Raw genomic sequence first — 26,648 nt, forward strand, 5'->3', positions numbered from 1 at the left:
GGCGCCCCGCTCACGTCACGATTGTGTACGCACCCCGGCTCCAGCTAGACCTTGCGACCCGTATGCACGCCAGCAGCCCGGCCGGGCTAGATGTGTGTCGAACCGAAGGATCTGTGTGCTGCAGCACCCACATCTTCCGATACGACACACATTTCGGGCTGCGCGTCATACTGATCCGCGGCCGTAGCGGGTTGCGCCGCCGACGGCGTGGTCTCGACAAGCTCAAGCAGCGGGTCGAGCTCGACCAGCGGGGGTTCAGCCCGGGCGGCGGGTGGTCTCGACAAGCTCGACCAGCGGGTGGGCTCGACCGGCGGGTTCAGCTCGACCAGCGGGTCGAGCTCGACCATCGAGTAGGAGCTCGGGCGGCTGGTGGTCTCGACAGGCTCGACCAGCGGGGTCGGGCTCGACCAGCGGGTGGTCTCGACAAGCTCGACCAGCGGGTAGTGCGCTCAGCGCAGGGTCGTGATGATCGCCGAGAAGTCCAGGTCGGAGTGCTGTTCGGCGAAGGCGCGGTAGAGGGCGGCGGCGTGCTCGCCGAGTGGCGCGCGCGAACCGGTGTCGGCGATGGCGTCGAGCGCGAGGCCGAGGTCCTTGTTCATCAGCGCGGTGGCGAAGCCCGGCCTGAAGTCGTTGTTCGCGGGCGACGTCGGCTGCGGGCCCGGGACCGGGCAGTTCGTCTCGATGGCCCAGCAGTTTCCGGTCGCGCCGGTGACCACGTCGTAGAGCGCGTCGTCGGACAAGCCGAGCTTCTCGGCCAGCACGAACGCCTCGCCGACCGCGATCTGCTGGACGGCGAGCAGCATGTTGTTGCACACCTTCGCCGCCTGACCCGCTCCGGAGTCGCCGCAGTGAATGATCTTGCCCGCCATCGGTTCCAGCGTCGGCCGTGCGGCGACGAACGCTTCCTCGGTGCCGCCGACCATGAACGCCAGCGTGCCGGCGACCGCGCCCTTCACGCCGCCCGAGACCGGGGCGTCGACCTGTGCGAACCCGTGATCTGCTGCGCGCGAATTGATTTCGCGTGCATCGGCGACGGAGATCGTCGAGCTGTCGATGAGTAGCGCGCCCGTGGCGGTGGCGGGGAGGATCTCGTCGTAGAGCTTCTTGACGATGGCTCCGCTCGGGAGCATCGTGATCACGACCTCGGCGATGGCGACCGCTTCGACCGCCGTCGGAAAAGTCTGCACGCCTGCGGCTTCGGCGGTTTTGACCGCTTCGGGAACGGGGTCGTACCCGTGCACGGTGTGTCCGGCCTTGACGAGGTTGGCGGCCATGGGGCCGCCCATGTTGCCGAGTCCGAGAAAGGCGATCGTCGTCATTGTCGATTCTCCCTGTGTTGAAGTGTGTGTGGTCAGGTGGAGTTGGTCAGGACTCGCGGAACCGTGCGGCCACCGACCGACCCACGACGACGCGCATGATCTCGTTGGTCCCCTCGAGTATGCGGTGCACGCGCAGATCGCGGACGATTTTCTCGATGCCGTACTCGGTGAGGTAGCCGTAGCCGCCGTGGAGCTGCAGCGCCTGGTCGGCGACGGTGTAACAGGCGTCGGTGACATATCGCTTCGCCATTGCGCACTGCTCCACCTTGTCGGGCGCATTCGCGTCGAGAGACGACGCCGCGTGCCACAGCATCAGGCGCGAGGTCTGCAGCGAGGTGGCCATGTCGGCAAGGGTGAAGCGGATCGTCGGCTCGTCGATCAGGTTGTTCCCGAACGCCTTTCGCGACGCGACGTACGACGCCGCTTTGTCGAAAGCAGCCTGGGCACCACCGAGAGACGACGCCGCGATGTTGAGTCTTCCCCCATTGAGCCCGTTCATCGCGATCCCGAAGCCGATGCCCTCCTGCTCACCGAGCAGGTTGGTGGCGGGGACACGCACCTCGTCGAGGATGACCTGCGCGGTAGGTTGCGCGTGCCACCCCATCTTGTGTTCCTGCGCGCCGAAACTCAGCCCGTCGGAAGCCTTTTCGACGAGGAACGTCGAGATGCCCTTCGGTCCGTCGCCACCCGTGCGCGCCATGACGACATACAGATCCGACGACCCGGCTCCGGAGATGAACTGCTTGACGCCGGACAGCACATAGTGGTCGCCGACCTTCTCCGCGCGGGTCGACAGCGCCGCAGCGTCGGAACCGGCACCCGGCTCTGTCAGACAGTAGCTCGCGATGGTCTCCATGCTCGCCAGGCGTGGAATCCAGTGCGCGCGTTGCTCATCGGTGCCGTAGCTGTCGACCATCCACGTGCACATGTTGTGGATCGAGAGGAATGCGGCGACCGCCGGGTCGGCGTAGGCGAGCTGCTCGAAGATCCGCACTCCGTCGAGTCGACGCAGTCCGCTTCCGCCGACATCCTCGGAGCAGTAGATGGCGCCCATCCCGAGTTGAGCCGCCTCACGCAACTCCTCGACCGGGAAGTGATTGGTCGAGTCCCACTCGAGGGCATGTGGCGCAAGCCTTTTGGCCGCGAACGCCGCGGCGGTCTCGACGATGACGCGCTCGTCGTCGTCGAGACCGACCGCGGTTCCGGCCGGAGCGGTGGTGGTCATCGCCCTCAGTCCATCGTCGGGATGACGAACTCTGCCCCGTCCTTGACGCCCGACGGCCAGCGCGACGTGACGGTCTTGGTCTTGGTGTAGAACTGGATCGAGCTAGGTCCGTGCTGGTTGAGGTCGCCGAATCCGGAACGCTTCCAACCGCCAAAGGTGTAGTAGGCCACCGGAACCGGGATCGGCACGTTGACGCCGACCATGCCGACGTCGACACGCGCGGTGAAGTCGCGGGCGGCGTCGCCATCCTGGGTGAAGATCGCAACACCGTTGCCGTACTGGTGATCCGACGCGAGAGCGAGTGCCTCCTCGTAGTCGCCGGCGCGCACGATCGAGAGCACCGGACCGAAGATCTCGTCGGTGTAGATCGACATGTCCTTGGTGACGTGATCGAAGAGCGTCGGGCCGATGAAGAAGCCGTTCGACAGATCGTCGTCGCCATACGTCTGTTCATCGCTGCTGCGGTCGCGGCCGTCGATGACGAGCTCTGCGCCCTCCTCGACGCCCTTGCCGATGTAGCCCTTGACGCGCTCGAGTGCCGCCGCCGTGACCAGTGGGCCGTAGTCGGCCTTGGGATCGAGACTGTGGCCGACGCGCAGTGCGTTGACCTTGTCGATCAGCTTGGCGCGCAACCGTTCTGCGGTCTGCTCCCCTACCGGAACGGCAACACTGATCGCCATGCATCGCTCGCCCGCACTGCCGTAGCCTGCCCCGATCAGTGCGTCGGCTGCCTGGTCGAGATTGGCGTCGGGCATGATGATCATGTGGTTCTTGGCGCCACCGAAACACTGCGAGCGCTTGCCGTTCGCGGCGGCGGTCGAGTAGATGTACTGCGCGATGTCGGAGCTACCGACGAAGCCGAGCGCCTTCACCTCCGGGTGGTTCAGCAGCGCGTCGACGGCCTCCTTGTCGCCGTGCACCACCTGGAACACGCCGTCGGGAAGACCTGCCTGCGTGAACAATTCGGCGAGACGCACCGGAACCGACGGGTCACGCTCACTCGGCTTGAGGATGAAGGCGTTGCCGCATGCGAGTGCCGGCCCGGCCTTCCACAACGGGATCATGGCCGGGAAGTTGAACGGGGTGATGCCCGCGACCACGCCGAGGGGCTGGCGGATCGAGTGCACGTCGATGCCCGAGCCGGCACCCTCGGTGAACTCACCCTTGATCAAATGCGGTATGCCGATGGCGAATTCGATGACCTCGACGCCGCGCTGGATGTCACCGAGGGCGTCGGCGTGCGTCTTGCCGTGTTCGAGCGAGAGCGTCGTCGCGATCTCGTCGGCGTTCTGATTGACCAGGTCGACGAAGCGCATCAACACGCGGGCGCGACGCTGCGGGTTCCACGCGGCCCACTCCTTCTGCGCCTCGACGGCGGTTGCGACAGCGGCGGCGACGTCGTCGGTGCTCGCGAGGGGAACGGAGGCCTGGACCGCGCCGGTGCTGGGGTTGAAGACGTCGGCGTGACGTCCATCTGTCACCTCGACGCGCGCACCGTTGAGGTAGTGCGGAATGGACGGTACGGATACATCAGCGGTCACCGGTGATCACCTGTTCTGGGTTGTGGAGGTTCGGATTGTGGACGTCGAGTGTCGTGACGCTTATGGGGCCGGGAGATGTGAGCCATCAGACCCTGTACCCACACATACTAGGACATCCAAGTAATTTCGTAAACGCCTTCCGACGAAGGAGTCGAAGAAGGCTCCGGTGCGCCCAAGTGGCCAGTTAGGGTAGCCTTCGTTTGGTTGCGATCGCCCGTCGACCGCGCCCACATCCATCACGCGAAGAATCAAGGGAGTAGATCGTGTCCGTCGTCATCCTCTACGGCACCGAGACCGGCAACGGAGAGCTCGTGGCCGACGCCATCGCCGATGTCCTGGCTGCCGAGCACGATCCGTCGATCTACGACATGAGCGAGTTCGCCGTCGAGGATCTCGACCCCGACGACTTCCTCGTCGTCGTCTGCTCGACCTACGGCGAGGGCGAACTGCCGACGGGTGCCGAGCCCTTCGCCGAAGAGATCACCGAAACCACCCCGGACCTGTCCGGCGTGCGGTTCGGCGTGTTCGGACTCGGCGACACCATCTACGGCGAGACCTTCAACCGCGGCGGTGAGCTCATGGCCGAGCTCCTCACCCGCCACGGAGCGACCCAGGTCGGAGAACATCACCGCCACGACAACTCGTCGTCGATCAAGCCTGCGAAGGCCGCAACCGAATGGGCGCAGAGCATCGCGAACGTGATCGAGTCCGTCGACGCCTGAACGTCCCCGGGCCCGCGGCGTCGTCGACTCCCGTCAGGCGACCCTGCGGATCGGCGAGGGTGCCGAGTCACGCAGTTGCGCCTCGCGTTCTTCGCCTCGCACCGCCGACGATTTCGCGAGCTCGACGACGGATCGGACCATCGCGGCGAGCACGATCCCGAGGAACAGCGCGGTGGGCACCGACACCTTGAGATTCTCACCGAGGAGCACCACGCCGAGGGCCATCGCCACCGCGGGTTCCATCACGTTCATGGCCGGGAACGACGTCTGCAGGTCGCCCGCGCCGAACCCCTTCTGCTGGGCCACCACGGCTCCGGTCGCCACCAGAACCAGCAGGTAGATCTCGGGCTTGGCGAAGGTGTGGATGCCGTGGTGAATCGCCTGGTACACCACCGTCTTGACCAGGAGCGCCGACACTCCGAACAGCGTCCCCGCGGCCAGTCCGTAGAACAGTGCCCGGTAGTGCGGGGTGGATCGCTCGGCAAGGACGACACATCCGACGACGACCGCCGCGACCGCCGCGACGGCCCCCCACACGACCATGTCGTTGGGTCGTCGAAGCGACGGCTCGGGGCGCGAGATGAGCAGGAAGGTCGCGACACAGCCGACGAGAATCGCACCCCAGGCCCACTCCTTGGCCTGCGGATGCCGATGGTCGGCCCACGCTTCGAGCGGCAACGCGAACAACACCGCCAGCACGACGAGCGGCTGGACCAGCAGTATCGACCCCAATCCGAGAGCCGACGCCTGGAGCGCGAACCCGGCGATCGCGATCGCCGCTCCGAGCCACCAGCCCGGCGTGATGGCCCCCGACGCCCGAGAGGCACGCTGCCGGAGCACCGTACCCCCGGCGATGAGGAGTGCTGCGGCAGTAGCCAGCAGCGCGGGAAGCCAGGAATGCACGAAATCCAGGCTAACGGTGTCGTAGCGGCTTTGCGTCGGTGTCCCCCACTAATCTGAAGAGATGCGGGGCACACATCACGGCACTTCCGGGCACGACGACGCACGCGCGATCGCGTGGTTCCGAACCGAACTCGAGCAACTCGCAACCCTCGACGCCGAGACGATCACGAAGGTCCTCGACGCCGCGCACACCGACCACACGACCGTCCTGTCGATCATCGCCGACTGCCTCGACGAGGCCTACGAGTTCGAGGCCCAGGCCGATGAGGCGTCGACAACGGGCGACAACGACCACGCGCAGTTCTGTCGGCAAGAGTCCGCGGCGTGGCGAGCCACGGTCACGGTGCTGCGTATCGCCGACGCCCGCCAGCGCGGCGATCACGGCGCAGGCCGCTCGCGGAACATCGCATGAGCGCAGCACCCCGCACGCTGGTACTGATGCGTCACGGCAAGTCCGGTTACCCGCCGGGTGTCGCCGACCACGACCGCCCGCTCGCCGACCGCGGCCGTCGAGAAGCAGCGCTCGCAGGCGAGTGGATTCGCTCAGAGGATCTCCGAGTCGACGCCGTGCTCTGCTCGACCGCGACACGCACACGCGAGACGCTCGAGCGCACCGGCATCAGCGCGCCGACGACCTTCCTCGACGAAATCTACGGCGGATCACCCGTCGACATCCTGGAGGTCGTGCGTGTGTACGCGCCGGCCGATGCGTCGACCGTTCTCGTCGTCGGACACGAACCGGGCATGCCGAAGACGGCACTCACCCTCGACCCGGATGGATACATCGAACGGTTCCCGACCTCGGCATACGCCGTGGTAGCGGTGACCCTCGACTGGGATCGCCTGGGCCTGGACGCCGATCCCGATGCCGAACTCCTCGGCGTCCGGATACCGCGCGCCGAGGCGTAGTACGTCACACCTGACTCGACCCGAGATGCCAGAAGTGCTATCAATGGATTGCGCAATTTATCAATCCATCATTTCATCGCCCACATCAATCACCGAGGAGGTCGGCAGATGACGACCAACTGGCCGCAACCGCTCTACGAAATCAAGGCAAATCTGTTCAAGGGACTCGCACACCCGGTTCGGATCCGCGTGCTCGAGGTGCTCAGCTCCAACGGTGGGCCGACGCCCGTCAGCGAACTGCTCACCATCACGGGGCTCGAACCGACGACGATGTCGCAGCACCTTGCCGTCCTGAAGCGGCATCGCGTGGTGCACAGCGAACGCGTCGGCAACGCTGTCTTCTATAGCCTGGCGAACCCCAAGGTCGCGGACCTTCTCGTGACCGCGCGCGGCTTCCTCGCCGACACGCTCGGTGCTGAACGCGACCAACTCGATTCGATGGCTGCGCTCCCGCCCGTCGTCGCACAGTGAGCGCGACGGCCACAGGGCCGAGGCGCCGAAGCTCAGCGTGGCTGCATGCGATCGCCCCGCGCCGCATGCTGCGACTCATCCCCACCACCGGCGACTACGCCGGACTACGTCGTTCTTGGAAGTCCGACGTCGTCGCCGGTATCACGGTCGGCGTCGTCGCACTCCCGCTGGCCCTTGCCTTCGGTATCAGTTCGGGCGTCGGAGCGGCCGCGGGCCTGATCACCGCTGTCGTCGCAGGCCTCGTCGCCGCGATCTTCGGCGGTTCGCACGTACAGGTCTCCGGCCCTACGGGTGCGATGGCCGTGATCCTCGCGCCGATCGTTGCGGCGCACGGGATCTCATCGATCGCGTTGGTCACGGTGATGGCCGGACTCATCGTGCTGATCGCGGGAGCCGTCGGCCTCGGACGGGCTGTCACGTTCATTCCGTGGCCGGTGATCGAGGGGTTCACACTCGGCATCGCCGTGATCATCTTCTTGCAGCAGGTTCCCGCCGCGTTCGGCGCCGACGCACCGAAGGGTGAACGCACCCTTCCGGCAGCCATTCACGTTGTCACGCATGCCGACTGGAGCGTCGCGCTCCAAACCCTCGGAATCGTCGCCGTGATCGCCGTGCTGATGGTCGGGTTGCCGCGCATCCATCGGAGCATTCCCGAGTCGTTGACCGCCGTCATCCTGGTGACCGTGATCGTCGGGTTCATGCACCTGGGGGTGCGTCGAATCGGCGAACTCCCCTCACATCTGCCTGCACCCGCGCTACCCCACCTCGACGTCTCGACCATGAAATCCCTTGCAGGAGCTGCTGTTGCCATCGCAGCGCTCGCGGCGATCGAGTCGCTGCTGTCAGCACGGGTCGCCGCAACGATGTCGCCGACCGGCCCATACGATCCCGACCGCGAACTCACCGGCCAGGGACTCGCGTCCGTGGCGTCGGGGATGTTCGGCGGCATGCCCGCGACCGGAGCGATCGCGCGGACCGCGGTCAACGTGCGTTCGGGAGCACGCACACGTGTGTCGGCCATCGTGCACTCCGTGTTCCTTCTCGGTGTGGTGTACCTTGCAACGGGTCCCGTCTCACAGATCCCGCTGGCCGCGCTATCGGGTGTGCTCATGGTGACGTGCTTTCGGATGATCTCGTCGTCGACGGTCCGAAAGATCATGCGTTCCACCCGATCCGACGCTCTCATCTTCGCGGTGACGGCAGTCATCACCGTGTGCTTCGACCTCATCGAGGCGGTACAGATCGGCATTGTCGTCGCAGCGTTCTTCGCACTGCGGCAGGTCGCGAAGCGGTCGAGTGTGACGCGCGAAGAGCTACCGGGACCAGCACAACCGGGCGATGAGGCCATCGCACTGCTCCGACTCGACGGAGCGATGTTCTTCGGTGCGGCAGAACGCATCTCGACGGCCATCTCGTCCGGCGCCCACTCCGACGCCACGGTACGGGTGGTGATCATCCGGATGTCGCATCTCGGGATGCTCGACGCGACAGGGGCCCACACGCTCGCAGAGATCGTCTCCGACCTCGAGGGCCGCGGCATCACCGTCATCATCAAGGGCGTGCAGGACGACCATCTCAAGCTGCTCGAAGGCGTCGGGGTGATCGACGAACTCCGTCACGAAAATCATCTGATGACCAACCTCGACGACGCGATCACCCATGCCCGCGAACATGTCGCGAACGATCGGGTCTCCCCTGCGGGCTAGCCACCTGTGATGGGTGGCACGAACACGCACGGCACCGGACGCGGATGTGCGGGGTCGAGCGCGTTGAGGACGTGCGCGACCGCTCGACGGTCGGACACGATCGACAGATGGTCGGCGAAGTCGCGGTCGCACCCGTCCTGCAACTCGATGTTGCGTACCGACGTCCCGGGACCGCCCGGCAGAATTCCCACCCAGTAGGGCGTGACGATGTCGTCGAATCTGGTGACGATGTTCGTGTAGCTCACTCCGGGAAGGTAGGGAGTCGGCTGTCGCACGGCGTGGTTGAAGTCCAGATCGCGGGGCGGCGCAACACAGTCGGGGCAGTTCGGGCGTTTCGGTGTCGGAACACCGAGTGCTCGTCGGAACTCGGCCACCGCCTCACCGCGCGCATCGTCGTCGTCGGGTCCCTGGCGCCAGTACGGGGCGAGTGAGATGTAGTGCGCCACATGGCCGCGTCCGCCGAGGTACTTCATCCAATAGGTGGGGATCTCGGTGCCGAGTGAATGCCCGACGACGTCGACCTGGTCGCTGTGCGTCGCAGCCATGACCTTCGACATGAACGACGCGAGTTGCCATGCGCTGTCTTCTTTGGGGCCGAGGCCACCGAGCGCCGATGCGGGCCATTGCGTCGACAAGGCTCCGTATGTCGGGGCGAAGACACAGTAGCCCTCGTTGGCCAACACGGGTGCGAGCGTCGCCCAATTCGTCTGCTGCCCACCACCACTGCCGTGTACGAGGACGACCGGTCGGGGATGGCGCGGCGTCGGACGGCACGAGAAGTCGTTGGTGCCCGGCAGTGAGCCACCCGGGTGAGCGAGCTCTGCGCGTGCGCCGTCGAGAAAGTTGTAGGTGACGGGGAGCCGGGGCGCGGCGTGCGCCGATGCCGGGCCGAGCACGAGTGCGAGCACGGCTGTCAACGTCACCATGATGGCCGGCCACACTGAGCGAATTCTGTTCTGCTGCATCAGGTCACCTCGACGTCGAGATCGGTGTCGACAGTGGGCTGAGCGTCGAGGGGTACGAGATCCATGCGTACTCCGAGCAGTCGCACGGGGCGGTCGGCGTCGAAGCGGTCGAGGAGGTCGAGAACGACCGGCGTGAGTTCTGCGATGTCGACGGTGGGTGCGGCGAGTTTGCGCGACTTGGTCCTGGTGTAGAAGGTCGACGTCCGCACGGTGACCGCGATCCGGAACGGCACGCGGTCTTCGTCGATCACCTGGTCGAGCAGTTCTCGTGTCAACTGTTGCGCCGCAGAGTGTTTTTCGTCCACCGATGTCAGATCGGCCGGGAAGGTCCGTGACTTGGAGTGCGAGCGCGCCTCCCACGGTTCTGCGGTGATCGTCGAGTCGCCATGGCCCCGGCACAGCACGTAGAGCCAATTGCCCTGGTGCGGACCGAATGTGGAGATGAGGTCGTCGCGGGGTGTCGCGATCAAGTCGTCGACGGTGTCGATGTCGTTGGCGCTGAGTTTCTGCGCGGTTTTGGGTCCGACACTCCATAGATCCCTGGTGGGACGCTGCCCCATCAGTTCTATCCAGTTGCGGTCGTCGAGCAGAAAGACCTTGTCGGGCAACGGTTGCACCGGCAGGAAGGTCGAGACGCCTGCGGGGTCTCGCGGGGGCAGACGGTCGGGCTTCTTCGCGAACTCGGTGGCCATCTTCGCCCGCTGTTTGTTGTCGCTGATCCCCACAGACGAGTCGAGACCAGTTGCGCCGAGAACCGCGGTGCGCATGCGGGTGGCGATCTCGGTGATCGCGGCGTCGTCGACGCCCTCTCTTTCGACGCCCTCTCTTTCGATGCCCTCTCTTTCGACGCCCACGTATGCCTCGTCCCAGCCCCACACCTCGACCGGATACCCGAGTCCGCGGATCGTGTCCATGACCTCCGCCGACGCGGCGTCGTATGCCTCGGTGTCGAGGGGGATGAACACGGCGTCGGGTAGCTTGCGGTGCGCGGCGCGCAGGGGCATGCCCGCGCGGACGCCGTGCGCGCGAGCCTCGTACGACGCACATGTCACGACCTTGCGCGGTTCCGACGGGTCGCCGTTACCACCGACGATGAGCGCGACGTCGGCGAGCTCGGGACTCCGCAGACGCTCGACCGAGACCTGGAACTGGTCGAGATCGAAGTGCAGGAGCCACCGGAAGCGTTGCGGCCGGTCGGTGCTCACACGTCAAAGCCTACGGTCGCGCTGCGCACCGCGCCGCGAAACGTTCGCTGCTGGTCAGCCCAAGCCGGCGACGCGGACAGCGTTGCCGCCCAGCCCGACGTGCTGGCAACTGGTGCGCAGGGCGTGGGCGTTGTAGCGGACAATCGCGAGGTCGGTGGCACCGTCGTCCTCGGACGTCGGCGATGCCGGAGCCGGGACGGCGAAGAACGCGCTCGCCTTGCTGACGTACACGGCGAACAGGTCGCGGTCGCGTGCTGTGAAGGTGGGCAGGGCGTGGGCCATGACCCGCCCGAGCACAGCGCGGTCGCGGTGCAGTGGCGGCGGCACGAGGTTGAGGTTGCGGGAGGCCGTCGCACAGTTCGTCGGGTCGGTGAGTGCATGAACCGCAACAAAGAGGAAGGCCAGCCGCACCACGTCGACCTTCGCGACGTCGTTGCTGTCCCGGTAGTCGTCGACGATGCTCTGCAATGCCCGAACCGGCAGCACCACGGGAGCACTGTTGAGTTGGTCTGCGGCACTCTCGTCGTCGCCGATCGAATCGATGAGCATGCCGATCAGCACGTCGACCGCGGTCTCGTGCCGGTCGACCGCCTGACGCAACGCTGCCGACGTCTCGTTGATCAGTCCGAAGCGTTCCGGCTCAGCGAGCAGAACGTCGAGTCCGGGTATGACGATGAGCTTTTCGACCTCGATCGCCTCGATCAACACCGCAGGCCGCAGGAAGGCGCGCGCGCGTTGCTGTCGTCGCGCACCTCGTCCCTGCCGCTGCGCTTCGGACGAGCGCGAACCCCTCGAACGCACCTGTCCTGTATGTGTGGACACTCCGATATCCGTAGCCGTCTCGGTCATGAACCCGCCCCCTTCGTCGACACTCGATCGGATGACAGATCAGCATGAAAAAGGGGTCACCACCGCCGAGCAGAGCGCACGCTTTAGCGAACACCGTCGTGGTGAAAGTGACCCCAAAAGCATCGCTACCAGCCGGTAGCTTACTGACCCGTAGGTAACGGTAGAACACGGCCGTAGGTCATGTCCACATCCCGACGTGACTGTCGACACATTCGTCCAAGCGTCTCACAGAGGGCCTTCGACCTGCGCAGATGCGAGGACTGAATAATTGCTGAACCAAACTTCATATTGAAATCAACGGATGATGTGTCGCGCCCGAGACGCCTCGCGTTACGACAACAAATCTGAGCGTCTGTCGTCCAGGTAAGTGAATCGCTCGCGCGCGTCGTCGAGCACTTTTCGCTCGACGTCGACGACCAGCAGTTCTGGTTCGCGCTCGGCACGCGCGAGCACCCGACCGTCCGGGCCAATGCCTTCGCTGAGGCCACCGTATGCGAGGTCGCCCTCGACGCCGCAGTAGTTCGCGTATGCCACATAGACGGTGTTCTCGAGGGCGCGGGCCGGGAGCAGCACCGTCTGCACGGCGTCGAACTCGGGCATGTTGGCGGTGGGAACACAGATCACCTCTGCGCCACGGACCGCGAGGTCGCGCACCAGTTCTGGGAACTCGACCTCGTAGCAGATGAGCAGACCGAGACTCCAGCCGCCGATGTCGATCACCGGGGGCGGGGCGATACCCGCGGTCACGGCGTCGCGGTCGACGTCGCCGAACAGATGCGTCTTCCGGTGCGAGGCAAGGGAAATGCCGTTCGCATCGACGAGTCTCACGGTGTTGTAGACGGCCGAGTCGTCGAGTTCGGCGCATCCGTACAGGATCGCGATCCGGGTGCGACGCGCGACGCCACCGACGGCGTTGCCGAGCCTGCCGTCGACGGGGTCGGCGAGGCGTCGCGCAGTGCTCGGCGCGATGTTGTAGCCGGTCAGGTACATCTCGGGCGTGATCAACAGGTCGGCGTCGAGTGCAGCGGCCTCCGCGGCAGCTTGCTCGAGTCGGTCGAGATTGCCCTCGATGTCGTCGGCGACAGAGTGGCACTGCCACAACGCAATTCGTAGTCGATCGGTGGTCATCCAAGTCTCTTTCTGCGGTGGGACGCGCTTCTATGGCGGGACGGCGGTCACGGCCCTATGTCGATGGGTCCGAGTTCTGCGAACAGATCGCCCGGCCCGGGATTGGACGGGTGCGAGGCGCCGCCGAAATGTGTGATCACTCCCCAGACCGCGTTGAGGCCTGTCTGCACCGCGCCCTCGACCCATGCGGGCGTGAACGAGACGTCGTCGCCCGCGATGAAGATGCCCCGCTCGGCGTCGGGCAGATTCTCTTGACCGTGAAAGTGGTTGTACATCCGGGTGTTATAGCGATAGTGGCCGGGCAGTGCACCCTTGAACGCGCCGAGGAAGTTGGGGTCGTCCTCCCACGAGACGGTGATCGGGCGGCCGACGATGTGCGACGCGATGTCGAGGTCGGGGTAGATCTTCTTCAGTGCCGCAAGCGAGAGTTCGACGCGGCGGTCGACTGGATGCGGCAGCACTTTCAGCGCGTCGCTCATCCACGTGTACGAGAGGCAGATGACGCCGGGACGGTCGGGGCCGTTGTCGAACAGGTAGGTGCCGCGGGTGAGGCGATCGGTGAGCGTCATGCTCAGGACGTCACGGCCGGTCGCCGGGTCGGTGTCGGTCCAGAAGGGACGGTCGACCATGACGAATGTCTTCGACGACTGCATGTAGCGGGTGCGATCGAGCGCCATCCAGAGGTCCTGGCTGAACAACGATTCGTCGCACTCGATCTCGGTCGACAACAGCCACGCCTGACAGGTGGCGACCACGGCGGAGAACTCCCGCGAGTCGCCCCAGCGGTCGGTGACCTCGATGCGGTCGGGGCCGAGTCGTCGGATCGCGGCAACGCCCGCGCGTGGCGCACCACTGTGCAGTGACGACAGACTCGTCCCCACCGGCCAGTGCGCGATGCGATGCGGTGTGGCCGACCACAGTCGACGCGGAACCTGTTCTGCCCCACCGACAATCAACCGCTGGTCGGTGTCACAGTTCGTCACGACGACGCGCAGGATCTCCAGCATCGAGTTGCCGAAGTCCGAATCCCACCCGCCCGTACCGAATCCGACCTGCCCGAACAACTCTCGATGCCGAAAGGTCGCGTTACCGAACTCTTTCGACGTCGCGAGGAAGTCGTAGAAGCTGCGGTCGTCCCACTCTCGGACGAGCTCATTCCACATCGATTTCAGCGTCGCGGTGTCGCGAGCGCGGATCGCATCCTGCAGCGCAGAGAATCCCGCGATGCGTTCGAGCGCCGAATCCCAGGCGTCGGAGATCTCGCGGTAGATCGGCGGCAGGTCGTCGAGCGTCTTGGCGTAGAACGTCTCGCCACCGAGATCGATGACGGTGCTGCCCGCCGCCTCGGTCAGCGGGTTGGGGAACGGGCGTGAGCGCAGACCGAGTGCGTCGACATAGTGGAAGAACGCGCTCGACGAGACGGGGAACCGCATGCCGCCGAGCTCGGCGACCTCGGGCTCTCCCGGCACGAACTGCTCGGAGCGCAGCCGGCCACCGATGCGATCGGGCTCGTACACGACGGGCCGCAGACCGACCCTCATCAACTCGTACGCGGCGACCATGCCCGCCATACCGGCGCCGATGATCGCGACCTCCGCGCCCAGCGCGTCGTCGGGCACACGACCGAGACCCGCGGGATTGCTGATCCAGTCGTCGTATGCGAACGGGAAGTCGGGGCCGAAGATGGTGACAGGTGCGTCTGGCTGCACGTATCAACCCTATGGTCTGGCGCGCTGACGTGCGGGACTTCTGCCTCGCGTGCACGGTCGGCGTGATGGAGCGCACGGTCGACGGTCTCGAGCGCACGGTCGACAGTGACCCAGGTCATCCAAGATCTGCGGGAACCGCAAGCGGGGCCGAGGCGACTACTCCTCACAGTGCCGTCGGAAAACCGGCGGCAGTGCAGCCATCCCGAGAAGGAAGTCACCGAAGCCGTGGTCAGCCCTCCACCCGTGGATTCCGCGCCAGACAAGCCCGCCGAGTCCGAGACCGTCGAACCCCAGACCGGCGAATCAGAAGCCGTCGAACCAGATCGTGATGCGCGAGGTGCGCGGCCGGCCCCGTCGGCGGCACAGCGGTGGCGTCCGCTCCTGCTGCGCTGGCATTTCTACGCGGGAATCCTGATCGGCCCGTTCCTACTGGTCGCAGCCGTGACGGGCACGCTGTACGCACTCATCCCGCAGGTCGACCGGGCCGTCTACAGCCATGAGCTCACCGTCGACAATGTCGGCACACAGCGGCTTCCGCTCGGCGATCAGGTCGCTGCGGCGCGTCGAGCTCATCCGGAGGGAAGCATCGCGTCGGTGACGCCTGCGCCGAAGGCCGACTCGACGACGCGGGTGACACTGAGCGTCGACGACCTGCCGTCTGACCGAACACGCACCGTCTTCGTCGATCCGTACACCGGTGACGTGCGCGGATCGCTGACCACGATGGGCGAATGGCTGCCGGTACGCACGTGGTTCGACGACCTGCACCGCAACCTGCACCTGGGTGTCGTCGGCCGCAACTACAGCGAGATCGCCGCGAGCTGGCTCTGGGTGACGGCGCTGGGCGGGCTGGTCCTCTGGATCGGCTATCGACGACGGACCCACAAGCTCAACCGTGTGCTCACCCCTGACCGCGATGCTCCGAAGCGTCGTCGAACATTGACCTGGCACGGGGCCGTCGGCACGTGGATCATCATCGGACTCGTCGCGCTGTCGGCGTCGGGATTGAGTTGGTCGCGGTATGCGGGCGCGAGCATCTCTGAGTTGCGCACCGAACTGTCGTGGACGACGCCCGCGGTCTCGACATCGCCCGCGTCGTCGAGCGAAGGTCATCACCACGGGGGTGACGAGACAGCCGAAGCCCCGCCGACGATCACGCCGTCGGACTTCACCGCCGTCGACAACACCGCCACGCAAGCGGGTCTGCGCGCACCGATGGTCATCACGCCGCCGTCCGCGGAGGGCGCGGCGTGGTCGGTGAACGAGAACAATCGCGGATTCCCTACCCGGTACGACGCGATCGCGGTGGACCCCAAGACATTTGCTGTCGTCGATCGGGTGAACTTCGCGCAGTGGCCGTTCATGGCGAAAATGACCGACTGGGCCATCAGCGCACATATGGGCCTTTTCGGCATCATCAATCAGATCATCCTGGTGCTCTTGGGAATCGGACTGATCAGCGTGATCGTCCGCGGCTACCTGATGTGGTGGCGGCGGCGTCCCACGAGAGGTGGACTGCCCAAGGCGCCGGGGCGAGGGTCGCTGAGTTCGCTCCTGCCCGGTGAGGCGGTTGCGCTCATCGTCGTGGTCGCGGTACTCGGGTGGTTTGCGCCGTGGTTCGGAATTCCGTTGGCGATGTTCGTGATCGTCGACGCCGTGTGGGGCATCGTTGCTTCGCGGCGCGGTTCGGGGACCCCTCCGCACGGACACGAGCACGGCCCCTCCGATGAGCAACCGGCTACGGCAGCAACCGAGAGTGCCCGATGATCGACAATCTCGCACTCCGCTGGGTCGTCACGATCCTGTTCGTGATCTCCGCGGCGTTGACCGTGTACGCAATGGTGCGCCAACCGCTTCGCTGGCCCGCCTACGTCGGACACGTGCTGCACCTGATCATGGCCGTCGCGATGATCGTGATGGCGTGGCCGTTCTCGATGAGCTGGCCGACCACAGGCCCGATGGTCTTCTTCATCGTCGCTGCCATCTGGTTTCTGGCGACTCTCGCATTCCCGAGTTCTGTTCTCGCCGAACCGGAATGCGGGTGTGGCGATGTGTGCACCTGCGGGGCGAACTGTGGTTGCGTCCCCGCGACCGATTCGGTGTTCGGGCGATCGGTCGCCGTGTATCACGCGGTCATGATGGGCGCGATGGCGTGGATGTACGCCGTGATGAACGGCAGCCTGCTCCCTGGGAGCACCTCGGCAAGTGCTTCGGGCGCAGTCGAATACACGTCGGCGCTCGGTGAGCTCGTGCTCGCCCACGACCACGGTTCCGGCGGCATGGACATGCCGGGAATGGACATGACCGGCACCAGCCAACCGGCGTACATCACGCCGATCAACTGGATTCTCACCATCGGTTTCGCCATCGCCGCAGTCGTGTGGTTGTACCGCTACCTCGATCGACGACGCCGCGCGGGCACGACGTCGGATGTACTCGCCTTCGCGGGCGACATCTCGCAGATCTGCATGGCGGCGGGGATGTCGATCATGTTCGGCGTCATGCTCTGAGCGTTGGGGGACGCGGCGTCGTAAAGGGTTCTGTGGGAACGTCGTTGGCTGGTGCGCGGTCATCGGCTGGAGTGTGACCGTCTCGACCCGCTCGCGGCACCAGCATCACACCCACGAGACAGGCGATCACGAAGCAGCACAGCGTGATCGGTGGCCATGCGGACACCCCGACGGTGTCGGTCTGGACGTCGACCGCCCCGCCGAAGACCGACGAATGCACCGCCGCATCCATGAGGAACCACACCACCGCCGCGATGCCGACCGCCGAGACCCCGATCGCGGCGTAGCCCGCGCGCGCGTACCGATAGCCAGGGCTGACTGCCCACAGCGCCAGCGCGACGAGGAGGCAGGCTGCGACCAGCGCGATCGCTCCGGCAAGACTCACGACGCCGCGCGCGGCAAGCTCTTCGGGTGCTCCCGAACGTGTGACGGCCTGGTCGGTCAGATCGGTCGACGCCGGAATGACCGACCCCTGCGCCCGAACCCACGTCATCGTCGTGGCAACGCCTCCCACCGCTGCCACGACGAGCAGCACAACCGACCAGCGGCGTCCGCCCGGAGTGGTCGTGGACGAGGTCACGGTGTCGGCTGCGCGGGGGCGGCCGGGGCCTGACCGCCCGTGCCGTTGCCACTCCCCTGGTTGCTGTTTCCCTGGTTGCCATTTCCTTGAGTGCTGCTGCCCTGGGTTCCGGTGCCCGCGTCTGTCTGCGTGAGATTCGGGCTGCCGCTGCCCGACGAGCCGTCCTGCGCCGCGCCTGCGATCCCGGCGACGTCGGTGATCAGCCACTTGCTATCGCGATCGAGCGTGATGGTGTAGGGGGTGACGGTGTTGAGTCCCTTCGGATTCTGCGTACTCGTCATGTGCGTCGACACGAAGACCTGCACGATGAACTGCCGATCAGCCCTGATGTCAACGGTTTTCGCCGCTATCAGCTTCGCGGTCTGCACCCATTGGACCTCTTGGATGAGTGGTGTCAGCGTGCTCACCGCGACGTCGAAGCGCGAATTGAGTTCCGGCGCAGTGCCGTTCTTGAGCGCTGCCGACCACGGTTGCAGATTGTTGAAGTCGAATGTCGCCGCGCCGACCGCATACCTGCCCGCGATGGTCTCGGCTGTCTGTTTGTCGGCGGTCAGTTGGCGCTCGGCGGCGAGGTCGTCGGATCGCTGCACGAGGAGGTAGGCGAGCACGCCGACCGCGACCAGCGCGGCGACGCACAGCATGCTGACCGCCGCGACAACAGGGTGGCGACGCACCGTCAAATACTCGGCCAACTGAGCTCGCGCTGAGGGCTTTTCGGCGGCAGCCTTCTCGGCAGCAGCCTTCCCGGCGGCCGGCTTCTCGGCGGGCGGATTGGTGGTGTCAGACTCGCCGGCGCCATCGTTCTCGGGCTCGACGTCGTTCTCCGGCTCGGCGTCGTTGGTCGTGGTGTGCAGGTCGGTCGTCATGGGCTGGCTCCTTATTGCCTCGGGCTGTCATCTCGGCGGGGTCACGGTTAGTTGCAGGCTGTCGCCGGGCAGGACCTTCATTGCCTGCTCCAGCAGCGTCGCGATGTTGATCTGGGCCAGCACCGAACCCGACTGCCGTGCGGCCGGGAGCAGTGTGTCGGCGATACTCCCCAATGGGGGTGCAATGGTGTTCACGAACTCAGCGGACCGATTCAACGACGGTTTCCAACGATCCCGGATCTTCTTTCCGCCGTCGGTGGAGACCGCGAATGGCTTGACCGCGGTCACGACGTCACGGACGCTGGTGCCCGCGTACACGAGTTGGGGAGCAGTCGGACGCAGCGAAGGACCGATCCAGGCGCCGTCCTCCAGCATCGTCGTCGAGTTCCCGATGATCTTCTCGATGGCCGGCTGCGAGTAGATCATCGTCGCCGCGAGTACCTGCGCGGCCGGGGTGAGGCGTTCGACGTCGGACTCGGTTCCGGCGAGTGCCGTCGCGAGAGTGTCGACGAGATCGTTGACGAGTGTCGGGTCGACCTGATCGAGCAGCGTCTGGGTCGAGCCGAGGAGCTCCGGTACCGACGCCGGGACGTCGACCACGGTTGCGGTCAGGGTCTGACCACTACGAATGTTTTGGGCCGCATCGTCTTTCGGGGGAATGAGGAAGAGTCCCGACTCCCCGATCATCGATTGGTTCTCGATGACGAGTTTGCTGTTCGACGGTATCTGATGCGCGGCGTCGTAGGAGATCTCGATGTCGATGTTGTTGCCGCCGGTGTAGGTCACCGAAGACACACTCCCGATCGACACTCCGCGGAGCAAGACAGCCGAACCGGCATGCAGACCATTGGATTTGGGCGCGGTGATGGTGACGGTCGTCTGGTCGGAGATGACGCGCATCTTCAGTACGCCCACCGAGAGGTAGGCGACAGCGAGGATGAGCACCGCCACTGTCGCGACGATGGAGAACATGTAGCGCGCCTTCATCGGACCGCTCCGATCATGCGCAACACCGCCGTCACCGACCGGGTTGCTTCCCGACGATCCCCACCCACGGTGATCTTGTCGACGGAGATCCCGCCGTTCTTGGCGAACGGGAGGAGTTTTGTCTGCGTCACGTCGACGACCTTGCCGATGTTGCCGTTGAATTCGGTCGACGTCGCGGAGTAGCTGCGCAGCAGGGGCGTGATCTTCTCCAGGAACGGGTTGAGCTCGGCGAGCCTCGGCGTGAGCCAGCTCAGACCGATCGCGAGAGCACTGGAGCCCGCGACGAGTTTGAATCCCTCACTGATCGCATCCATGACCGAGCCCAGGGTGAACTGGCCCTGCGGCCCCATCGACATCGCGAGAAGAGCTGGGTCAGAGGCTATCTGGCGGCTGGTTTGATCGAGTGTGTCGATCATCGAGTTCAGCTCGTCGGTGCCGCGTGCGAGATCCTGGATATCGTGGGCGCCGACGCGCGATGCCGCGGGGAGGTCACCGTTCTTGATGTCGACGGACTCGTTGACCTTGCGGATCGAATCCTGCACTCGCATCACCGAACCGCCCGCCATGAAGTCGGCGAGATTGGTGATGATGTCTTCGATCTGGGGGCCGGGGTCTGTGTCGTGTAGACCGATCACGTCGCCGTCATGCAGGAGTGGCGCGCTCGAGGAGGCGGGCGGGATCAACGCGACGTAGATGTCGCCGAGCATCGTCGACTGTCGCAGTTCGGCTTTCGAGCCGCGCAACACCTGGGCTTCCGGCGTGATGCCGAGGGTCAGCCGCGCGGCGTTGGGGACGAGTTCGATCGATTCCAGGGTGCCGATCTGGGTGCCGCGCGAGAGCACCCGCGCGCCCAGCGGGAGGTTGACGACCGACGAGAAGTCGACGTAGAGCGTCGTCGAATTCGACGACGAGGAGGTCAGTCTCGGTAACAGATTCGCCGGATTGGTCCCACGGCCGACCGCGACGACGACGAGCGCTGCCACCACGGCCAATACGCACAGGACAAGTGAGACTCCACGACGCATCATCGGCCGAGACCTCCCGCAATCGCAGCACCAACCAGACCGGTGAGATCGACCACCGCCGTCTGTCCGGTGCGGACGTCGCAGTGACCGGCACCGCTGCGGTCGAGGAGTCCGCACAGTGCCGCGCTACTCGGGGTCCTGGTGAGCACCTTCGGCCCCGACACAGACACCGGAACCCCCCGCGCGGACCGGCTCATCATGGCCGACGCCGACGTCGCGATTCCCGGGATCTCACGCAGAAGGACAAGCAGGTCAGGGGTTTTGGCGATACCGAGATCAATCAGTGGCTTCGCGACGTCGGCCGTGTCGAGCAACGGCGGGAGAAGGTCGCCGAGAAGGTCGTCGATCGCGGGCGCGGCCTCCGACAATCCGTTGAAGATGTAGACGAAGTCTTCGATCAGCCTGCCCATCATGAAGGTCAACGACGCCGAGTTGGTCCCGATGTCGCGCAGGTCATCCCAGTTCTGGGTGGTGACATCGGTGAGCGTCGCCAGATTGTCGAAGATCGAGCGCATCTGCGCGAGGAACTCGTCGGGTGCTGCCATCAGACTCGACATGTTCTTGATGGACTTGTTGATGTCGCCGCCGCTGCCGTTGATCTCCCGCGAGGTGACCGAGATGAGCTCTCCCACCGGCTTTTTCGTATCGGTACCCACTCCCCCGACCTCGTTGAACATCGTCGTGAACGACTGGAACGCATCGCTGACCGAGATGGGCGTGAACGTCCGAGAGAGCGGAACACATGTCTGCGCGGCGAGTTCGGGGCCGCCGCGTGCGTCGGTGCCAACGAGTTCGAGACGACGGTCGGCGAGCACCGAGTTGTTGATCGCGACCACCTTGAGGTCGGAAGCCAGCCGCCGGTCGTCGACCTTCATGTGCACTGTCACGTAACCGTTTTCGGGGTTCAGCGACGTCACTGTTCCGACCTTGACGCCCCGGATGTTGACCGCATTTCCCGCATAGAGGCCCGCCGAATCGGGTAGCTGGGCGCAGAGGGCACGCGCGTTGTTCGACGTCGACCGCAGGTAGACGACCACCGCACCGACAAGCAGCGCAACGGCGAGGATCGCGGCGACCAGCGCGATCACCCTGCTGTCGATTCGGCGTGCTCGTGCGGTCAACATGTGCGGCCCGCGATGGGTATGCAGATCGACGAGTCGTCGATCACCTGGTCACCGAAGTCGAGTGCCGCGCCATTGGGATGCACTGTGCGACTGAGCTTGTCGGCGATGTCGCGCAACTGTGTGATCGCGACACTCATCTTTGCCGCGATGTCTTTGGTCTCGCCCGCGGAGGCGATGATCTTGCGCAGGGGCGGTTTGATGCGCGCCTGATACGGCTCCCCGAGGACGTCGCCGACATAGAGCACGAGCGACGCGAGGGCGTCGTAGGTGATGATGCCGCGATCCTTGTACCCGATGATGAGCGGCAATACGGCGTGAATACGGTTGATCATTTCGACGAGAGTGGCTCGTTGTGCCGCCATGGCGGTGCTGTATTCGCCGCCGATGTCGGCGACGCTCTTGATCTGATCCTGCTGCTTGTCGAGCAAGCCCGTGAGGGTGTCGACGTCGGACATGATGCCGCGGATGGCGCCGGGCGCGGCGTCGAGGCTGTTGGTCAGCGCCACCGCGGTGCCGCGCATCGTCGGCGTGTCGATGCCCGACGTGGTCTTGGCTGCCGCGTCGAGCACCTCGGAGATCGAGTAGGGCACTGAGGTGCGCGAAGCGGGAATCACGGAGTCGCCCAGAGGTTTATCTCCTGCGGGCAGCAGTGCGACGTAGGCTCCCCCGACCACGGTCAGCATCCGGACGTCGAGGGAGGTCTGGTCGCCGAGGAAGACCGTGCGGTCGACGGAGAGTGAGACGTCGACTTTGTCGTCGGACAACGCGACATCGGTGACCTTGCCGACGGTCACGCCTGCGATGCGTACCTCGGTGCCGCCCTTGATGCCACCGCTCTCCGACATCACCGCGTGCACGATTGCGCGCCCGGGAGGGGAGATGTAGAGGAAGCCGACGACGACCACCAGCACGGCCACAACGGCGACAACCCCGACGGCCCAGGAGATCTCGGCTCTGCGGGAGACCTGGTCGCGGACAGCGAAGTCGGATAGTCGGCTCAGGCCTTGCACAACGTCACCTTCCCTCCGCCGAGCAGGACCTGCCCCATCTCCGGCAGCGCCACCTCGCCGCGCGAGCACGTCGCGTCGAAGCCCAGGTGACTCATCGACGCGTTCACGGTCGCAAGGAAGGTCGGCAACGCGCCGAGCACCTCGGCGAACTGGTTGGTGTCTGGGACGAGTTGCATGATGCGCGCAGAGACGTTGTCGTGGCCGCCGAGAGTGAGGTCGAACAGGTTCGAGAGCAGGTCGACGATCGGCGGAAACACCCTGGAGCCGTTGCCGAATGCGGACTTCAGCAGATCGAGCTTGGTCTCGAGAGTGTCGAAGAGTACGCCGAGGCCTTTCATGAGCACCCCGATGATCTCTGACTTGCCCTGCAACGCGGCGGAGACGACGCCGAGGTTGTTGACGATCGTGGAGATCAGGGCCTTCTTGTCGGTGGCGAATCGGGTGAGACGTTCGACGTCGGCGAGGACGTCGCCGAGTCCGACGCCGTCCTCGCCCTGGAGCAGATGGAGCATGTTGGTGGCGAAGGTGTTGAACACCTCGGGGTCGGCGCCCTGCAGCAGCGGTCGTAATCCGTTGAACAGCTTGGTGATGTCGAAGGAGCCACTCGTCTTGGCCGCGGGAATCACCTGATCGGGGTCGAGTGGCGCCGCATCCGTTGGCGTGGTCGTGCTGACGGTCCCGTTCACCTCCGCCTTCTGTGCGACTTCTGCTTTGGTGACGGCGAGGTAGCGTTGGCCGACGAGGTTCTGGAATCGAATCGCGAGCTGATCGCGACTGGTGAGCCGATTCTCTTGGCGCACAGTGAAAGTCACCATCGCTACGCCGGTCGACTGGAGATCGATGTCGGTCACCTTGCCCACCTGGACGCCGCGCACGCGGACGTCGGCGTTCTTGTGCAGCCCGAACACGTCGGAGAACTCGGCGCGGTAGGTCTCGACGTCGCCGCCGACGGGCCGGTTGATCGCCTGCACGATCGCATAGAGGGCGAGGATCACGACGGCCGCCACGAGCAGCAGTCGTTTCGTCGCCGACGACGCGTTTCTCACGAACCGCCACCCACTCTCGACAGCAGTTGGTTCAACGGCGCCGAAGCACCGGGCACGACGTCGAGGTGCGCGGTTACCGACAAGGTGGTCCGGCCCGTCGTCGGATCGGTGTGGAACGCGTTGCCGAAATGATCGATCAGTGTGCCGACCTGTGCGGGGGTGACACCCGAGAGTCCTTGCCCGAGCGGCGTCGTGAATGCGTTGGTGAGGTCCATGAACGCGCCGAACGGCGCGAGGCCGTTGAACAGTGATCCCATGCCGCCGAACAGATCTCCGATGTCGCCGATCATCTGCGCGACCTGAAGCACGTAACCGTGGTCGAGGAGGAGCGGGTTGGAGTTGAAGATGTTGAGTCCCTTGATTGCGCCCGCTGCCGCTGCACCGACACCGCTGAACGCGTCTGCGGCAGTGGGTAAGAGCGCATTCAGGCGTGTGCGCTGTCCCTGCTGCACTGTTTGCAGGGTGACGGTTGCGGCGGTCAGGAACGGTGACAGGCGAATCGTGGTGTCGCTCACCTGCTTGAGCAGGTCGCTGAGTTGTGGGGACAGCACGGGCAGGGTGAAGGAGCCCGCACTGCGCACGGTGGCCGTCACGGTGTAATCCGACGGCGCCTGTGCGAGCGTGATGGCGCTGCCACTGGTGACCGACGAGCCCGAACCCGTCGGGTTCAGACGCACGGCGTCGGAGCCGAAGAGGTTGCGGGACACGAAGCTGACCGCCGTGTTCTCGGTCAGTTCGCCTATGGCGTCCCGGTTGACGCAGACCTCCATGCGCGTGACGTCGCGTCGCGAAATGTCGAGGCCGCAGACCTCTCCGACGGTCTCGCCGCGGATATCGACGGGCACGCCCTCTTGCACGCCGTCGGGAAGCGACGGGGCGTCGATGGCGAAGCGCACGGAGTCGTCGCCTCCGCTGAAGGGTTTGATGACGACGAGGGCGACAACCGCGGCGGCTACGAGAACGGCGAGGATACCGCGCTTGCGCAGCGCGGCCGGGGAGAGTTCGCGTGCCCTGCTCATGCGAAGTTCAGCCCCGAGTTCAGACCCCAGAACATCAGCGACATCACCATGTCGGCCGCCACGATCAGCACGAGACTGGCGCGGATCGCCCGCCCGGACGCGATGCCGACGCCCTCGGGACCGCCGCTCGCGAAGAAGCCATAATAGGTGTGCGCGATGATCACCAGAACCGCGAAGACGACGACCTTGATCGTCGAATAGACGACGTCGACCGGACTCACGAACGCCTCGACGTAGCGGTCGTAGGCGCCCGCGGAATTGCCGTAGACGACGCTGACGACCAGCCGCGAAGACAGATAGGCCAGGCAGAGCGAGATCAGATAGAACGGCACGATGGCGAGGACGCCCGCGATGACGCGTGTGCCCACCACGAACGGAATCGGCCGGATCGCTTGCGCCTCAAGGGCATCGATCTCCTCCGAGATGCGCATGGAGCCGATCTCGGCGGTCATCCGGCATCCTGCCTGCGCGGCGAACCCCACTGCCGCGACGATCGGGGCCATCTCACGCGTGGCGGCGTACCCGGTGATGAGGCCTGCCATCGGCGACAGGTTGAGCGATGAGAGCGAGGTGACACCGAGGATGCCGATCATGCCGCCGACCGAAACACCAAGGATTGCAAGCACACTCGCGATCCCGCCGCCGACGAGGATCGAGCCGTTGCCCCAGGTGGTCTCGGCGAACGCCGCGAGGGTCTGGTTGCGATACGCGCGCACCGTGTGCGGCAGACCCGCGATGGTGTCGAGCACGAACGTCACCTGGCGGCCGATGTGTTCGAAGGGGCGGCCCGCGTCGTCGGCGACTCTCTCCAAGCGCGGGAACTTGGTACTCGGGATGTAGCTCCCGGCGCGTTGCGCCATGTCAGATCACCGCCATGTCAGATCACCTGCGGCGGGATGAAGAGCGTCGTGACCTGGGTGATGATCACGTTGATCACCATCGACGCGACGATGCCGAGCACGACGGCCGCGTTGACAGCGTCGGCGACGCCGCGGGCACCCCCGGCGGCCTCGAGCCCTCGTCTGCTCGCGATGACCACCACGACGAAACCGAAGATGACCGACTTACCAAGGCAGATCCAGAGGTCCGTGGTCGACGCGTAGCTGCCGAACGACTGCCAATACGAGCCCGCGATGACCCCCTGTCCGACGATCGCCACGATGAAGCTCGCGGCCACCGCGATCACGATGATCAGGATCGAGAGAACCGGGGCGACCAGCACCATCGCGACCATCCGCGGTGCGACGAGCCGGCGCGTGGGATCGATGCCGAGGACTCGCATCGCGTCAATCTCCTCGCGGACCGTGCGAGCTCCCAGATCCGCCGTGATCGCCGACGCCCCTGCACCACCGAGTAGAAGTGCCGCGGCCATCGGCGCGCCCTGCTGGATGACGCCCATGCCGCCGACGGCTCCGGCCATCGAGGTTGCGCCGAGGTTGCTGGTGAGGCCGCCGATCTGCACGGCGATGATCACTCCGAACGGTACGGCCATCAGCAGGGCCGGCAAAACCGTGATGCTGAGCAGGAACCACGCCTGAACGGTCGCCTCGCGGATCGGGAACCTGCCGCCAACGATGTCGGTGGTCGCGATGACAGAGGTGCGCACGCCCAGCCTGACCGTGCGGCCGAAGCCCTGCACACTCTGCGCCATCGGCACGCGCAACCCCCATAGTCAATCAAGCACTTGTTTGGTTTTGGGACGTATCAGACATCCCGGTTTCATTCTTCGCGCCGAGGCGAGTATCACATATCCATGTGTCCGCTGTCACACACTCATTTATAGATCCGCTTTCAACTGCAGAAACACGAGCTCGTCGCACGCTCGATGC

The 26,648-nt window shown here is 65.4% G+C and carries 27 protein-coding genes; 7 read left to right on the forward strand and 20 right to left on the reverse strand.

What is annotated here, in order from left to right:
- Positions 1-86 precede the first annotated feature (86 nt).
- From A5788_RS05235 to A5788_RS05250, 4 genes are all read right to left on the reverse strand, one after another.
- Positions 87-347, reverse strand: coding sequence for a hypothetical protein (locus A5788_RS05235; protein WP_064866701.1), 261 nt, complete (start codon positions 345-347; stop codon positions 87-89).
- 102 nt (positions 348-449) lie between these two features.
- Positions 450-1,319, reverse strand: a complete 870-nt coding sequence (gene mmsB / locus A5788_RS05240) for a 3-hydroxyisobutyrate dehydrogenase (protein ID WP_064866703.1) — start codon at positions 1,317-1,319, stop codon at positions 450-452.
- Positions 1,320-1,365: 46 nt separating this feature from the next.
- Complete coding sequence (locus tag A5788_RS05245) at positions 1,366-2,544, reverse strand: acyl-CoA dehydrogenase family protein (RefSeq protein ID WP_064866705.1); 1,179 nt, start codon at positions 2,542-2,544, stop codon at positions 1,366-1,368.
- Between the two features lie 5 nt (positions 2,545-2,549).
- Positions 2,550-4,085: a CoA-acylating methylmalonate-semialdehyde dehydrogenase gene (locus A5788_RS05250; protein WP_064866707.1), complete on the reverse strand. Its 1,536-nt coding sequence runs from the start codon at positions 4,083-4,085 to the stop codon at positions 2,550-2,552.
- Positions 4,086-4,348: 263 nt separating this feature from the next.
- Here A5788_RS05250 and A5788_RS05255 point away from each other — a divergent pair, with 263 nt between their 5' ends.
- On the forward strand, positions 4,349-4,807 hold the full coding sequence (locus A5788_RS05255) for a flavodoxin domain-containing protein (protein WP_064866709.1): 459 nt from the start codon (positions 4,349-4,351) through the stop codon (positions 4,805-4,807).
- Positions 4,808-4,840: 33 nt separating this feature from the next.
- Here A5788_RS05255 and A5788_RS05260 read toward each other — a convergent pair whose 3' ends face one another.
- The gene (locus A5788_RS05260; protein ID WP_064866711.1) at positions 4,841-5,710 is read right to left on the reverse strand and encodes a DMT family transporter; all 870 of its coding nucleotides are present in this window, start codon (positions 5,708-5,710) and stop codon (positions 4,841-4,843) included.
- Positions 5,711-5,771: 61 nt separating this feature from the next.
- On the opposite strand from A5788_RS05260, the gene A5788_RS05265 reads away from it, so the two are divergent.
- The 4 genes from A5788_RS05265 to A5788_RS05280 all read left to right on the forward strand — a co-directional run bounded on the left by A5788_RS05265 (position 5,772) and on the right by A5788_RS05280 (position 8,796).
- The gene (locus A5788_RS05265) at positions 5,772-6,122 is read left to right on the forward strand and encodes a hypothetical protein (protein ID WP_064866713.1); all 351 of its coding nucleotides are present in this window, start codon (positions 5,772-5,774) and stop codon (positions 6,120-6,122) included.
- The gene (locus tag A5788_RS05270) at positions 6,119-6,619 is read left to right on the forward strand and encodes a SixA phosphatase family protein (RefSeq protein WP_064866715.1); all 501 of its coding nucleotides are present in this window, start codon (positions 6,119-6,121) and stop codon (positions 6,617-6,619) included. The genes A5788_RS05265 and A5788_RS05270 overlap by 4 nt, the downstream gene beginning before the upstream one ends.
- Before the next feature lie 108 nt (positions 6,620-6,727).
- On the forward strand, positions 6,728-7,090 hold the full coding sequence (locus A5788_RS05275) for an ArsR/SmtB family transcription factor (protein WP_064866717.1): 363 nt from the start codon (positions 6,728-6,730) through the stop codon (positions 7,088-7,090).
- Positions 7,091-7,155: 65 nt separating this feature from the next.
- A complete protein-coding gene (locus A5788_RS05280; protein ID WP_064866719.1) occupies positions 7,156-8,796 on the forward strand; it encodes a SulP family inorganic anion transporter in 1,641 nt (546 codons plus the stop codon).
- Here A5788_RS05280 and A5788_RS05285 read toward each other — a convergent pair.
- From A5788_RS05285 to A5788_RS05305, 5 genes are all read right to left on the reverse strand, one after another.
- On the reverse strand, positions 8,793-9,761 hold the full coding sequence (locus A5788_RS05285; protein WP_064866721.1) for an esterase/lipase family protein: 969 nt from the start codon (positions 9,759-9,761) through the stop codon (positions 8,793-8,795). The genes A5788_RS05280 and A5788_RS05285 overlap by 4 nt on opposite strands.
- The gene (locus A5788_RS05290) at positions 9,761-10,966 is read right to left on the reverse strand and encodes a DNA polymerase IV (RefSeq protein ID WP_064866723.1); all 1,206 of its coding nucleotides are present in this window, start codon (positions 10,964-10,966) and stop codon (positions 9,761-9,763) included. The genes A5788_RS05285 and A5788_RS05290 overlap by 1 nt, the downstream gene beginning before the upstream one ends.
- 54 nt (positions 10,967-11,020) lie before the next feature.
- Positions 11,021-11,815, reverse strand: coding sequence for a hypothetical protein (locus A5788_RS05295; RefSeq protein WP_231894168.1), 795 nt, complete (start codon positions 11,813-11,815; stop codon positions 11,021-11,023).
- A 330-nt stretch (positions 11,816-12,145) separates the two neighbouring features.
- Positions 12,146-12,943 carry a carbon-nitrogen hydrolase family protein gene (locus A5788_RS05300; RefSeq protein WP_064866725.1) on the reverse strand — a complete coding sequence of 266 codons (798 nt, stop codon included), beginning with the start codon at positions 12,941-12,943 and terminating at the stop codon, positions 12,146-12,148.
- Positions 12,944-12,990: 47 nt separating this feature from the next.
- Positions 12,991-14,652 (reverse strand): flavin monoamine oxidase family protein, encoded by a 1,662-nt coding sequence (locus tag A5788_RS05305; RefSeq protein ID WP_064866727.1) that lies wholly within the window; start codon positions 14,650-14,652, stop codon positions 12,991-12,993.
- Positions 14,653-14,895: 243 nt separating this feature from the next.
- Between A5788_RS05305 and A5788_RS05310 the strand changes: the two genes are divergently transcribed.
- Positions 14,896-16,419 carry a PepSY-associated TM helix domain-containing protein gene (locus A5788_RS05310; protein WP_197494505.1) on the forward strand — a complete coding sequence of 508 codons (1,524 nt, stop codon included), beginning with the start codon at positions 14,896-14,898 and terminating at the stop codon, positions 16,417-16,419.
- A complete protein-coding gene (locus A5788_RS05315; protein WP_064866729.1) occupies positions 16,416-17,162 on the forward strand; it encodes a DUF5134 domain-containing protein in 747 nt (248 codons plus the stop codon). The genes A5788_RS05310 and A5788_RS05315 overlap by 4 nt, the downstream gene beginning before the upstream one ends.
- On the opposite strand, the gene A5788_RS05320 is transcribed toward A5788_RS05315, so the two are convergent.
- From A5788_RS05320 to A5788_RS05365, 10 genes are read right to left on the reverse strand one after another with little or no spacing between them, the layout of a single operon-like run.
- Entirely contained in the window at positions 17,152-17,742 is a 591-nt protein-coding gene (locus tag A5788_RS05320; protein ID WP_064866731.1) for a hypothetical protein, read from the reverse strand. The two genes, A5788_RS05315 and A5788_RS05320, sit on opposite strands and share 11 nt — an antisense overlap.
- The gene (locus A5788_RS05325; protein ID WP_231894169.1) at positions 17,739-18,608 is read right to left on the reverse strand and encodes a serine/threonine protein kinase; all 870 of its coding nucleotides are present in this window, start codon (positions 18,606-18,608) and stop codon (positions 17,739-17,741) included. The genes A5788_RS05320 and A5788_RS05325 overlap by 4 nt, the downstream gene beginning before the upstream one ends.
- Positions 18,609-18,635: 27 nt before the next feature.
- Entirely contained in the window at positions 18,636-19,595 is a 960-nt protein-coding gene (locus tag A5788_RS05330) for an MlaD family protein (RefSeq protein WP_064866733.1), read from the reverse strand.
- On the reverse strand, positions 19,592-20,623 hold the full coding sequence (locus A5788_RS05335; RefSeq protein WP_064866735.1) for an MlaD family protein: 1,032 nt from the start codon (positions 20,621-20,623) through the stop codon (positions 19,592-19,594). Before A5788_RS05335 ends, A5788_RS05330 begins: the two co-directional genes overlap by 4 nt.
- Positions 20,620-21,744, reverse strand: a complete 1,125-nt coding sequence (locus tag A5788_RS05340; protein WP_064866737.1) for an MlaD family protein — start codon at positions 21,742-21,744, stop codon at positions 20,620-20,622. Before A5788_RS05340 ends, A5788_RS05335 begins: the two co-directional genes overlap by 4 nt.
- Positions 21,738-22,754, reverse strand: a complete 1,017-nt coding sequence (locus A5788_RS05345) for an MlaD family protein (RefSeq protein WP_064866739.1) — start codon at positions 22,752-22,754, stop codon at positions 21,738-21,740. Before A5788_RS05345 ends, A5788_RS05340 begins: the two co-directional genes overlap by 7 nt.
- A complete protein-coding gene (locus A5788_RS05350; RefSeq protein WP_064866740.1) occupies positions 22,742-23,800 on the reverse strand; it encodes an MlaD family protein in 1,059 nt (352 codons plus the stop codon). Before A5788_RS05350 ends, A5788_RS05345 begins: the two co-directional genes overlap by 13 nt.
- Positions 23,797-24,819 (reverse strand): hypothetical protein, encoded by a 1,023-nt coding sequence (locus A5788_RS05355; protein ID WP_064866742.1) that lies wholly within the window; start codon positions 24,817-24,819, stop codon positions 23,797-23,799. Before A5788_RS05355 ends, A5788_RS05350 begins: the two co-directional genes overlap by 4 nt.
- Complete coding sequence (locus tag A5788_RS05360; RefSeq protein ID WP_049698701.1) at positions 24,816-25,679, reverse strand: MlaE family ABC transporter permease; 864 nt, start codon at positions 25,677-25,679, stop codon at positions 24,816-24,818. The genes A5788_RS05355 and A5788_RS05360 overlap by 4 nt, the downstream gene beginning before the upstream one ends.
- A gap of 17 nt (positions 25,680-25,696) precedes the next feature.
- Positions 25,697-26,476 carry an ABC transporter permease gene (locus A5788_RS05365; RefSeq protein WP_005206518.1) on the reverse strand — a complete coding sequence of 260 codons (780 nt, stop codon included), beginning with the start codon at positions 26,474-26,476 and terminating at the stop codon, positions 25,697-25,699.
- Between the last annotated feature and the right edge of the window lie 172 nt (positions 26,477-26,648).

The sequence above is a fragment of the Gordonia sp. 852002-50816_SCH5313054-c genome (genome assembly GCF_001665925.1).
Lineage (GTDB): Bacteria > Actinomycetota > Actinomycetes > Mycobacteriales > Mycobacteriaceae > Gordonia > Gordonia jacobaea.